The organism is uncultured Campylobacter sp. (genome assembly GCF_963517995.1).
Classification (GTDB): domain Bacteria; phylum Campylobacterota; class Campylobacteria; order Campylobacterales; family Campylobacteraceae; genus Campylobacter_A.
The window spans coordinates 1-11,588 of record NZ_CAUQHQ010000075.1; the positions used below are offsets into that span (position 1 = coordinate 1).

The 11,588-nt window shown below is 36.3% G+C and carries 12 protein-coding genes; 4 read left to right on the plus strand and 8 right to left on the minus strand.

What is annotated here, in order from left to right; genetic code table 11:
• The first annotated feature begins 82 nt into the window (after positions 1–82).
• From RYL88_RS08270 to RYL88_RS08285, 4 genes are all read left to right on the plus strand, one after another.
• Positions 83–688: a hypothetical protein gene (locus RYL88_RS08270; protein ID WP_314990493.1), complete on the plus strand. Its 606-nt coding sequence runs from the start codon at positions 83–85 to the stop codon at positions 686–688.
• Between the two features lie 221 nt (positions 689–909).
• Positions 910–2,049 carry a GTPase gene (locus tag RYL88_RS08275; RefSeq protein ID WP_314990494.1) on the plus strand — a complete coding sequence of 380 codons (1,140 nt, stop codon included), beginning with the start codon at positions 910–912 and terminating at the stop codon, positions 2,047–2,049.
• A gap of 123 nt (positions 2,050–2,172) precedes the next feature.
• Positions 2,173–2,415, plus strand: coding sequence for a hypothetical protein (locus RYL88_RS08280; RefSeq protein ID WP_314990496.1), 243 nt, complete (start codon positions 2,173–2,175; stop codon positions 2,413–2,415).
• Between the two features lie 47 nt (positions 2,416–2,462).
• On the plus strand, positions 2,463–3,623 hold the full coding sequence (locus RYL88_RS08285; protein WP_314990497.1) for an HP0729 family protein: 1,161 nt from the start codon (positions 2,463–2,465) through the stop codon (positions 3,621–3,623).
• 450 nt (positions 3,624–4,073) lie between these two features.
• Here RYL88_RS08285 and RYL88_RS08290 read toward each other — a convergent pair whose 3' ends face one another.
• The 8 genes from RYL88_RS08290 to RYL88_RS08325 form a co-directional block, all read right to left on the minus strand.
• Positions 4,074–5,669, minus strand: coding sequence for a GTPase (locus tag RYL88_RS08290; protein ID WP_314990499.1), 1,596 nt, complete (start codon positions 5,667–5,669; stop codon positions 4,074–4,076).
• On the minus strand, positions 5,669–7,513 hold the full coding sequence (locus tag RYL88_RS08295; protein ID WP_314990500.1) for a dynamin family protein: 1,845 nt from the start codon (positions 7,511–7,513) through the stop codon (positions 5,669–5,671). Before RYL88_RS08295 ends, RYL88_RS08290 begins: the two co-directional genes overlap by 1 nt.
• Entirely contained in the window at positions 7,500–7,814 is a 315-nt protein-coding gene (locus RYL88_RS08300; protein WP_314990502.1) for a hypothetical protein, read from the minus strand. The genes RYL88_RS08295 and RYL88_RS08300 overlap by 14 nt, the downstream gene beginning before the upstream one ends.
• A 9-nt stretch (positions 7,815–7,823) precedes the next feature.
• A complete protein-coding gene (locus RYL88_RS08305; RefSeq protein WP_314990510.1) occupies positions 7,824–8,645 on the minus strand; it encodes a GTPase in 822 nt (273 codons plus the stop codon).
• 98 nt (positions 8,646–8,743) lie between these two features.
• Entirely contained in the window at positions 8,744–9,355 is a 612-nt protein-coding gene (locus RYL88_RS08310; RefSeq protein ID WP_314990504.1) for a hypothetical protein, read from the minus strand.
• Between the two features lie 59 nt (positions 9,356–9,414).
• Complete coding sequence (locus tag RYL88_RS08315; RefSeq protein WP_314990506.1) at positions 9,415–10,056, minus strand: hypothetical protein; 642 nt, start codon at positions 10,054–10,056, stop codon at positions 9,415–9,417.
• A 307-nt stretch (positions 10,057–10,363) separates the two neighbouring features.
• The gene (locus RYL88_RS08320) at positions 10,364–10,909 is read right to left on the minus strand and encodes a hypothetical protein (RefSeq protein WP_314990507.1); all 546 of its coding nucleotides are present in this window, start codon (positions 10,907–10,909) and stop codon (positions 10,364–10,366) included.
• A partial coding sequence (locus RYL88_RS08325; RefSeq protein ID WP_314990508.1) for a hypothetical protein occupies positions 10,896–11,588 on the minus strand: 693 nt, incomplete at its 5' end. The genes RYL88_RS08320 and RYL88_RS08325, both read right to left, overlap by 14 nt.

An 11,588-nucleotide genomic window follows, 5' to 3' on the forward strand; every position in this document is an offset into this window, starting at 1 on the left:
CGGAGCAGCGTTAGTGGCCGCCGGGTACATACTAAAAAGATATCTCGATAAATACGATTACCACATATCTATAAAGAACAAAATGCAAAGTGATACAAAAAAGGACGATCTAAAAACAAAATGCGAAACGATCGCAGCCGATCCTGCAGACATAAACGATGATGATTTTTTAGAAGCTAGAGTAATGGAAAAAAGTAATAAATTTAACGAAACTATTCATCGTCTTTTTATATCATTGAGAAGCTTACAAGAAAAACTATCAAGCATAGAAAATTTACCGGAACTAAAATCCGCCTACTCGTCCATTAGCGGCGAAAAGATCTTAAGATTTAAAGATCTTGATGCTAAAAATTTCAATAAATTCTTCTATATATTTATAGACTCAAAGGAGGATCTACAGATTTTGTGTGATCTAAATTTAATGATAGATTACGCGCTGGAATGTATGATAGAAAATAATATTTCAAAGCTTGATGATGCACAAAAAAATGAAAGTGACTACTATAAATTTGATGCAGAGCAACAAGAGATAATCATCAAGCTGCTTGAGCTAAACAATGTTTTAGTTAAGGCGTTAAGAGAGCTAAGGTCTGCCACGCGAATGAGGGAGATTGCAACTGTCTTTAAAGACGCGGCGGGAGTATATAAAAGGTATTACGATAAGAAATTTTTTAAGGAGAAGCTATGATGTTAATATTAGATTTATTTGCGGGTTATGTATTTTATCAAGTAGTTAAATTTATAGCGCTAAATCTTTATTTGCCGGCTATAAAAGAGGCTGTTGGTCTAATTTTTAGAAACAATCAAAACGCAACTCGGTAGCTCCTATCATTGTCAAAAATAAATTTATTGACAATGGGGGGGTAATGCTAAAATATACAAATTTTATTTTAACAAAAGGAGAATAGTATGGAAGCTGCTAAAAATCAGCAAGAGATCCAGTTAGGTCTAAATGATCTGATAAATCAAGCAAAGGAAGCCTTTAAAAAGGGTATGCAAGACATAAATTCTAAATTAAACGTCTTAATAGTCGGTAAAACCGGCGTAGGCAAAAGTACGCTTATAAATGCGGTTTTTGGCGACGCAGTAACAAAGACTGGCTCCGGAAAACCGATCACTCAAGAAATAAATGAAATAAAAGTAAACCCAAATTTTAGTATCTATGATACTAAGGGTCTTGAATTGAAAGGCTTTGACGCCACTTGTGACGACATTGCAAATTTTTTGGAAGAAAATAGCAAAAAGAGAGCCGATGAACAAATACATATAGTATGGTTTTGCGTGGCAGAGCCCGGCAGAAGGATAGAAGAGGGCGAAAAAAGACTGTTTGATATCATAAGAGAAAAAGACTATGCAACTATAGTAGTGATCACAAAAGCCCAGCAGGATAAAGACGAGAATAAGGAAAAATTTTCAGATAAAGTAAAAGGCGAGTTTGGCGTTAATGACGAATATATGCAAAGAGTTATGGCGTTAGAGATCGAAGACGATGACGGAAACATAAAACCGCTTAGAGGCATAGACGACCTTATAAAGAAAACATACGACGCTTTACCTGAGGCATCAAAGCAAGCCTTTGCTAGAGAGCAAAAATACAACAAAGACGTAAAATACGAAGCAGCACTGGATATTATCAATAAATATAGCGTGGCTGCGGGTGCTATTGCGGCTACGCCGATACCGTTTTCAGATATCGCCCTACTTTTACCTACCCAAATAGCCATGATATCGCATATTACGTATAATTATGGTTTTGAAGCCTCTGCTGAAAATATTGCAAAATTAGCGGCATCGTTTGCTGCCGTAGCAGCTGGGGGCTTTGCCGTTAGATTTGTGGCTGGAAATTTATTAAAATTTATACCGGCTGTAGGATCTATTGCAGGAGGAGCGTTTAATGCAACTGTCGCCAGCTCTACGACAAAACTAATGGGCAATGCATATCTAGCTTATTTAAACGATAATTTTGAATTAATTTACAAAGGCGATTTTGATTTATTTTCAAATTTGACGGACACTATCATAAGAGCATACGTCGAAAAGCTAAAATAAAATCTTTACTTTTATCCAAATTCGACTCAACCTGTCGCACTTCTTTGCTATAATTCTATAAATTTAATGGCAAAGAAGTGCGATGAATTTTTACTGCGAAAATTTCAAACAAAGGGCATAATTATGATACAACCAAAACCATTTAAAATTTGTTGTTCTAAATGCGGCTTCGAAAAACTGATTTGGTTTAAGAGCGATGCTTTAATGGGCTCAGACTTTGAGCAAGTTCCAGAGGTTTGTCCAAAGTGTGGTAATTCAAAGCTTAATAGAAAAACAGCATCCATAGAAGAGGCTATGGCCAAAGAACGCTTTGACAATATGATACAGTCTTTTAAAAATATATTTAAAAAGGTATTTAAGGGCTAAATTAGTATAATCATTTAATTATTATATGCTAAATTAAAAGGCAAACTATGCATAACATCCTCATCCTCTATAACCCATACTACCAAAGTGACGTCATCGAGCAACACCTTAAGATCCTCATTTCCAAAGGCAAAGTAGCCTTTGGCAAGATAAAAAGCAAACGGCGGGATATGATAAACTCTTGCGAAGCCGAACTTGAGCAAATTTACGAGAGCTTAAATTTAAGTAATCAAAGTCCAAAAGCCGAGAGCCCTAAAATGCCAAATCTGGCTCCCCAGAGCCATGAGGACGATAAATATCTACAACTATTCTTGACAGACTACTCAAATTTGTTCGTAGCAAAAGTTATTGCCGTAACCGATGAAGATATGAGCGAGATAGCGCCTGAGTATTATAAAGAAAAAAGACTCGATGTAGAAAAGTGGTTTATCATAAGCGATATTAGAGAGTTAGTTAGAAACGACTTTGAGTGCGTTAGAGACGATTACCTGGCAAATTTTACCGTAAGCGGCCATACTTACGCAGTCTACGGCAACGCTTATGTTTATCCTCTCATCATAAAGACAAAGCAAGAGACGCGCTACTTTGAGGATGATGGCAAATTTTATCCCGACGTCTATAAAAGCGCCGAGTTTTTAGAGATAAAGCGAAATTTGATCCGTTACTGTTTCGGACGAAGCTTAATAAATCTAATGCACCCAGATAGCATAGAAAATATCATCTCCGCAGAGATAGAGTATCTGGGCAACATCGCCAATCCGCTGTATGATTTTAGCTCTGTAGTAGTCAAATACTCAAAAACAATGGAGCAAGAGATTTACGCTTTCGTTAAAGTTCTCATGGATAAGCTTGCAAAGATAAAGCCGTCTATATTAAATATCCCATACGAAGTGCAAGGCACTAGCTTTACGGTAAGCGATATATTTGAAAATAAGCCAAATTTGGGTACATATAAATTTCTTTTTAAAAACCGCCTTATCCAGGATGTGCTCGAAGGAAATCTACTACAAAGCTACGTGACTAGAACCCTGCCAAAGGTCATAACCGATCTTCAAGATTTGCGAAACGAAACCGTGCATGCCAAAGCCCCTAGCCATACCGACGTAACAAAGCTAAGGGCAAAGATAATAGGCGTGGCTAGTGAGAGCGTGCTAGCTAAAGTGGTCAAGGCTAGGGCAGAGGCGGGGAGGGCTAAATTGACAAAGTAGCATAACCTGCTATATTCATTTTTAAACAATTTTATTAAAGGATAAAATATGGGCTATTTAGTAAGACTAGAGTGCCCAAAATGTGGGGATAGCGTTGATGTCGATGAAATTATCATTGGCAGTGGTAAAAAACTATGGGAGTAGCTACAGGAGCAGCTATTGGCTCAGTAGTTCCAGGGCTCGGTACTTTAATAGGGGGTGCTATAGGTGGTGCCGTTGGGCTTATTGCCGGGGCAGCATCAGGGTTAAAGTATATAGATATCGATGATATTAGCTATGAGCAAGCAAAGGAGTGGTCGGATGGTTTAGAGCAGTTGCAATTTCATTGTACGCATTGTAAGCATTCGTTTTTTAGATATGCGCAGCTAAAAGAGTAAATCATCACTTCTCATATAAAATAATATTTCCTTTGCTAACTTATAAGCTAGCAAAGGATCATACTCTATAAAATTACTTTATTTCGTTAGATATTTTTATGAGCTCGTTTTTTATGCCTGTTAAATTTGAATTTTTGGTGCTTAAGGAGTTGGCTATTTCTTGATACGTTTTTATAAGTGGATTGAAAGCTTGCTGGACAACTTTTTGAAACTCTAATTCAAGATAATGAGATACTTTGCTAGATATCTCGGTTATGCAGCTTTGTATTGCATGAGCTCTATTATTTGCTTGTTCTACAGCCTCTCGGTATTCTTTATTTGCTTTATACATATCGCGTACAGTAGATAATGCGGTTATCGCCGGGCCTGCCCATTTGCCGACCGATTCAGCAGCTTTGCTCATCCATACCGGACCTTTGCCCTTCATTAGATCGGGTATTTTTTTCTTAACGAACTCGAGAGTACTTTTAGTTGCATTAGCTACTAGTTCCTTATCGGTTATGGCCTTCATTACGCCGTCTTTTATTTCGTTTAGTATCAAATTTTCACCCTCCAAAGCTTTATTTCTGTTTAGTAGAGCATTAACATCTATATTTATATTTATGCTGCTTAAACCATCAAATGAAGCTTTGAATTGATCAATTTTTAAAGACACCTCTTCTATAGTTAAATTTAAGATATCGGCTACATCACCGCTTATATCATTTATTTGCTTCTTGATGCAGTTATCAATATCCTGCTTTATACTATTTTCATCAGAATTAGAATTCGAAAGAAGTTCGCGAAGTTGGTCTTTTAAGCCGGAAATGCCGTTTGAAAGCAAATTATTCAATTTTATTTCTAAATTCTGCTTTTGTTTCTCAAGGTATGTCACAAGGGAAGCAGTTTGTTTTGCACTCTCATTTTCCATATGCTCGTCACAAATTTGGCACATTTCACTAATCGTATTTTTAATGAGCAAATTTAAAGTATTTTCTATATCTTGCTCGCCGGATTCTAGCATTAAACGCTTTAGTATATATTCAACCTCTAAAAACCCGCTTCTTTCTAGTAAAATTTGCTTTCCGCTTAGCTTTGCTTTTAATGCCGATAATGCGTTTGCGCTAACGACCTGGACGCCTGAGATATCATCTATATTTTTTTGTGTAGCCACCTTTTGCAAATTTTGCAATATTTTACTTTTTACGGCATTGTCATCCTCGCCGCCAAGCTCCAGGCCCGCCTTGTTATTTACGACGATAAGTATTTTCTTTTTATTTTTGATAACATCACCTATGCGCTCATATATGTATTTTTCCTCTACCGAGCCGTCATTACTCATTACAAATATCACTACATCGCTAGTTTTTAGGTGTCCGAGCGTAGTCTCATCATCCTCGCTCTTTGCATTTAGTCCGGGAGTATCGTATATAGTAAAACCATCATAAGTATACTCGTGTATTTGCTTGGTTGTCGGCATATCGCCCATATCTGCAACTTCTTTACCAAAAAGCGCATTTAAAAGAGTACTTTTGCCACTATTATATGTGCCATATATCATAAAAGTGGGCTTAAAGTCACTTAGTTTTTCATCTATTTTTTTATTAAAAGCTATTAGTTTTTGCTTAAAAATTTCATCTTCTAGCAAGGAATTTAGCTTATTTTGAATAGCTTTGTAATCATTTATCATTATAGTGCCTCCAGGAATTTATTTAGTTTTTCATTAAATTTAACAAGCTTGTTTTCTATGTCAGCAGATATGGTTTCTAGCGGCATAAAAAAATTATACTGAGTGGCTGTATAAATCTTGCTCGTTGCATTTGTATAGTGGTCTATACGTGAGGACATAAAATTTGATATAACTTCTTCTTTATTATCACCGTCAATAATTTCTTTTTTTTCATCATCACCAATAGCCTCTCCTATTTTTCCTCCAACTATAGTCCCCAAAGTTATACCACTAACGAGCCCTATAATTCCACCAATTACAGCTCCTATAGTGGTACCCACCACTGGTGCAACAAAAGTTCCTGCCGCTGCACCAGCCTTGGATAGAGCAATAGCTATACCACCTGCTGCACCCCCTACTGTTCCACCAATAGCTTTATTTCTTTTTTTTGTAGGATAAATTATTTTTGTTGTTTTATCCTCTATACTAAATTCATACCCAAGCCCTTCAGCAAAATTTACCAAAGAGTTATCATAAATTTGTATAACTTCTTTTATATTTTGTTCTATTGTATGGCCTATTTGCATTTGGATATTTTGATCTATCTGTTCTAATTTACTTTCTAGATTACTTTTATCTATGCTATTGCCTTCTTTTGCTATCTCAGACTGTATGAGCGAGCTTACATCGCTTAAACAATTACTTTTTAATATTTCAAGCCGATTTTTGATGTTAATCATCTTGCCCTTAAATTCTTTTACTTTGTCTTGTATGCTTGATATAGAGTGCTCCTTGTCAGTTAGTATACCGGCAACTAAAGATTTAAGTCCATCATATGGAGCTTCTTGTTTTAGCTTTTTAGCTTTATTTGCTACAATCTCAGTTAACTCTTCGTAAAGTCTTGGCATATTGCTGTCATTAAATGCTATGTCATCTTTATTTTCTATGGCCATTTCAGCTGTTTTTGCGGATAATGAAAAAATTTCGCTTAGCATCTGTTCTTTATTCCCATTTAAGATCTTTGCTATCTCGTTTTTTGCCCATTCCTCTTGCTCGTCCCTGATAGCTTTAGTCTTATTTGCTAACGTTTTTATTATGCCTTTGTTGCATTTTTCACAACCGTCTTCACTGCCGCACTCACACTCGTCTTCTGTAATTTCATCCGATTTTGTTATTAGAGCAGTTACTTTTTTGTTCATATCAAAAATTTTACCCAACTCCTCAATCTCATCTCTCTGAAACGGGGCTCCAGATGAGCTAGGATAAAGCACGTAATCGGCCGCCTGAATGTATTCTTTGGCTAGTGCGCCATTCTCCGCCGTCATTGACCCAATACCTGGTGTGTCTATCCAAGCAAGCCCGCTTAGCTTAAAGCCTTGTATAGAACTTGTACACTCAAGATTATTTGTTTTAAATTCCTCTTCGTCAAGCTCTTCTAGTTTGTTTATTTTTTCTTTTTTCCCGACTTCGTCGTATCTAAAAAATTCTGCTTTTTGCCCTTCGAGTCTATGTTTTGCTATAAAATTTCCAAGATAGCTTTTGCCAGCTTTTACTCTACCAAATATCATTACGATAAAGTGGTTTGCCAAGTCACTTCTAAATTTCTCTTGAGCTAGCATTTGTTTAAATTTATCTTCCCAGTCCTCTATACTATCTTTGCTAAGGGAGACTATTTCATCAAACATTTTAGACAGCTCTTCATTTGTTTTTCTTAAATCATCATCTAAAGTAATATTGGATAGATCTTTTTTTAACTCATCAACAAATCCACTTAAAATTTGCCTTTTATTATCTAAACTCGAATTTATAACCTCTATTCTATCTAGCTCATTGTAAAATTCATACATAATTTCATTCGAGTACATTTTTTAACTCCTGCAATCTTTTGATTTCGTTTCTAATCTCTTTATTTTTTTCTTCTAAAAGTTTTAAGACTCTATTTTCAAAGCCAAATCCATCAGGAGAAATTTCTATATCGTATTTATTCTGTATACGTTTTATTTCTCTATCTTTATATAGCTGAGCATCTGTTTGCCTTTTCTTTTCCTCTGCCTCTTCTTTTTCTCTTTGTTCTTCTGCAAAACCTTTAATATTGGGCGATCTAGGTTTTGATGGAAATAATTCTTTTAAGATTAGTATTAAAATACGCGCAATAACTGAATACATTTCAAACCTTTAATATTTTGACTTTGACTTTATACTATTTATGTTTTGGATCATCTGATTGATTTCAGACCATATTTTTTGACTTCTAGCTTTTTCGTTGTTTATAGCTTTCGCAGTTTCTTCAAGTTTTTGCTGAAGTAAATTTATAATTTCGCCATAAACTAATGATAGTCGTTTTTTGCGTCTATATTTTACAACCTCGTCTTTACAAAGCTTCAATACCTGTTCTTTTATCTCTTCGACTCCGCTTTGTTTTGCCAAAACGGCTTTATTTTCTCGCATAGCTTTTATGTAGCTAACGGTTTTTACGGTAAGTAAAATAGGGTCTAAACCGAATACATCTTTTATCTGCTGAACAAATCTTTGTTTAGCTTTTTTTATCTCCTCATCGTTTAAAGACTCGATGTGATTCATGACAAATACCGTCTTGCCAATAAGCATCTGTGCCGTACAATATTGAGAAACTAGATTTTGCAAGTATTCCACCTCTTTTTTACTAAGTTCGCCGTCAAGCTGCGAATGAACAAATATATTTACGTCCGAGCTAATTACTGCCTCAAAGGCCAACTCGTCGTCTTGGATTACAGCATTAAGTCCTGGCGTATCGGTATAAACAATGCCGTTGAATTCATAACTTTTGTTTTCCGTAGTTTCTCTTTTATCCGCTACTTTAAACAAGGCATTATCATAGTTTTGCGTTAAGGCGTTTAAAAGAGAGCTCTTTCCATGATTATATGAACCGATACATACTACGTTTGGGTTCGCATTAAGCCCGGTTTCAAGCCTATTTGCAAACCTATAAAGCCATTTCAGCTTGTATTTGTTTTCCAGGGTATCTCCTCATTAAAAGATTATTTTGATTATAGCAAAAATAAAAAATAAAAAGTATCTCTTTTAAAAAATAGTCTATAAATTTTTAAGAATGCTTTTTATAGTTTTATAAGTTGCATTTCCCAATCATACTCCGCGGCAATAGTTGTCAGGTTTTGCGCCGTAGCTTGCAGTTGTCTTAAGGCCTCTTTTATTTCGCTTACCTTACTACTTCCTCCTACACTAGCTTCTAGGTTTTGATGGCTTATAGTCATTTGGAGTTGAGTAAGCGCCAAGTAAAATTTAACTAAAGCCATATCTAGCTCTATATCAAGCAAAGGCTTTATGGCTATATCTACCGCCTCTTTTTCTTTTTCTCCGTAGTCTTTACAAATCTCGGTTAGTATCTCTGGTAGATAGCTTGCATGAAATTTACTCTCCATCCTCGATAGCTTTTTTAGGATACCTTCGTCTATCTCATTGTATTCATCTAGCCCCATAGCCGTTTTGGCGGCGTATCCGATGGTTTTTACTACGCCTCCAAAGGGACCAAAGGTATCTTTATAGTACATATCGTCTATTTCTCGCTCATCTGCGTCAATGGGTTTTTTAGTTAGCTTTATGCTTTGGGTTAAATTTAGTATTTGACCCGCTAGCTCGCTCATCTTAAAACCTTTTGCCTCGGCTACCGCCTCATTAGCCTTTTGGATAAAATCTACGTTTAAACTCATTTGATCTCCTTTGATTTAAGTTACGACGTAAATTTAACATTGCATAGCGACAGGTTGAGTCATTTTTCGAATCTAACTTCAAAGATTTTCACATTTTCTCGATTTTTTCTCTGCCAGGCTGCATCAAAAATTTCATCGGGCTCAAATTTATCGTCGGCGATTATTAGCGCATAAATTTTGCTGCCGCCTTTTTTGATTTCTTGCGCTGCCGCCTTCATTCTAGCCGTTACGGGAAATATCATATCGGATATTACTAATATGTCGGCATTGCCTTGTCCGCCAATTTTTATGATATCTAAAGCCTTTTCTATAACCTCTGAAGTTATATCTATGCCGCCGCCGCTAAAAGATTTACAACAAAATTTGACCAAATTTAAAATCCCGTCCCTGCCGCTTAAATCTATCTTTATAAATTTTGGGTTATGGCCAAGTATGTAGCACTGCCTGTTCTCGACTCTAGCCATATCGCATATTCTTTTAACGATCGCTTTTGTTGCAGCCTCGGGTATCCCATACATCGAGCCGCTAAAATCTACGCAAAGTATAATGGGTCCATTTGCATCGGCATTGTATAAAATTTTATCGGTTACTCTCGTTTTCTCGGTCGAGATATTTTCAAAGCATATTAGTTTATTTTCTATGAATTTTATATCGAATAAAATTTGCGTATCCCCATCCGTTAGCCCTAGCTCGCTAGGCAAGAGATTATCTATATCGCTGCCTAGCTTTATGCCGTCGATCCCCCCCCTTTTTTTTTGGTTACGTCTGATCTTTGTTTTTTAAAATCTATCCGCATTTTTATTTTATCCTTTTTTCCGTCTATTCTGCCGATTTTGTCGCAAATTTCTTTTAGTTTTGTATCGTTTTTTATGTGTTTTAGATACCTTTTAAAGTATTCAAGCTCCCTTTCGATGATACTTCCAGCGCTAAGACTCCAGCTTAGATATTCGGCCTGGCTTTGATCAAAGCCAAATTCCTTTAAAAAGTCTTGTATATCGTTTATCTTTTTTAGATTTTTCCTAATGTCGGCATATATTTTTTCTTGTAGTTTTTTATGACGTCGCTATCAAATTTTTTACTATATTCCCGCCTGGCTTCATCTGCGCTTTTTAGAAGTTCCTCGGCTAAATTTAATAGCTTCTCGGTCATATCTTTTTTGGCGTCCGTTTCGGGGGTATTTGCACCGCCGCCGTTCTCGTCGCTTTTTTTATTTTGAATGTCTTGTAAAATTTTGTTAAATTTATAGGTTTTCTCGGATCGAAAAAACTTGCCGCAAAGCCGTAATAAAGCACAGAAATAGGCAAAATCTAGCGTATATAGATAAATGCCGCGGCGCAATGTTGTTTGCATTTGCCTCATTGCTCGTTCATGAGCGTCTAGCGGATTTGCTTGTTCTATTAAATTTAAGCCAAGATCGTTTTTAAAATTTTTCTCCTCTTTTTTAATGGCTTCTTTTATAGCCTCTGCCGCGCCCTTGCCGCCAAAGCCGGCAAATTCTAAGAAACATTCGTTTATCAAGGTTTGAAATAAAAAATCCCTCCTATCTGATCTCATGGGCGCTTATATCCTTTTTTAGGCGGTTTAGCTTCGTTTTTAGCCTTTTTTGCGCTTTTAGCTCATTTGATAGCGCGTTTTCTACGATATATTGCTGATGCCCCGATAAAAATATATTAGCGCTTTTACTAAAATCATCGCCGAGCCTTGCTTTGGTTTCGTTCATCATCGTTTCAAGCTCGCCTAAAATTTCCTCGCATTCGTTTAAATTTCTATCTCTGAGCCTTGCATCTATTGCTATCATATCTCCTTTTTTACGTAAGGCTATCGGCATGATAGGCTCTGAACTAACGCCTTTTACATATCGCTGAAAAAACGACCCGGATAGCCAGCCGTCCCTTAGCGCGCCTTTATCTACTGATATATAGTATCCCATATTTACAGCGCTATCTCTTGAGTAGTAGATCCTTTGTTCGTAGTTTCCGCGTTCGTTTAGCGGATTGCCCTCAAATGGGCTAAAAGGAACGTAAAATAAAATATCTATTTGATCATTCGGATCGGTGTATTTGTTTAGTCTGATACTAAATTCGTAATGCGGAATGCCGTTAAAATTTTTAGTTTTGTATTCCTCCTCTTGCAAAAAACAAAGATGATAGTACTCGTCGGTAAGCCTTGAGACTCTTCGTTCTAGTTCAAAAATGAAATTTAAGCTTAGATTTCTACTCACGCTTTGTGCTAC

Excerpts from the sequence above, each read along its gene's own strand:
- RYL88_RS08295 (WP_314990500.1), bottom strand. The coding sequence starts at position 7,513 with ATGTACTCGAATGAAATTATGTATGAATTTTACAATGAGCTAGATAGA.
- RYL88_RS08290 (WP_314990499.1), bottom strand. The coding sequence starts at position 5,669 with ATGATAAATGATTACAAAGCTATTCAAAATAAGCTAAATTCCTTGCTA.
- RYL88_RS08275 (WP_314990494.1), top strand. The coding sequence starts at position 910 with ATGGAAGCTGCTAAAAATCAGCAAGAGATCCAGTTAGGTCTAAATGAT.
- RYL88_RS08300 (WP_314990502.1), bottom strand. The coding sequence starts at position 7,814 with ATGTATTCAGTTATTGCGCGTATTTTAATACTAATCTTAAAAGAATTA.
- RYL88_RS08280 (WP_314990496.1), top strand. The coding sequence starts at position 2,173 with ATGATACAACCAAAACCATTTAAAATTTGTTGTTCTAAATGCGGCTTC.
- RYL88_RS08285 (WP_314990497.1), top strand. The coding sequence starts at position 2,463 with ATGCATAACATCCTCATCCTCTATAACCCATACTACCAAAGTGACGTC.
- RYL88_RS08310 (WP_314990504.1), bottom strand. The coding sequence starts at position 9,355 with ATGAGTTTAAACGTAGATTTTATCCAAAAGGCTAATGAGGCGGTAGCC.
- RYL88_RS08320 (WP_314990507.1), bottom strand. The coding sequence starts at position 10,909 with ATGAGATCAGATAGGAGGGATTTTTTATTTCAAACCTTGATAAACGAA.
- RYL88_RS08270 (WP_314990493.1), top strand. The coding sequence starts at position 83 with ATGCAAAGTGATACAAAAAAGGACGATCTAAAAACAAAATGCGAAACG.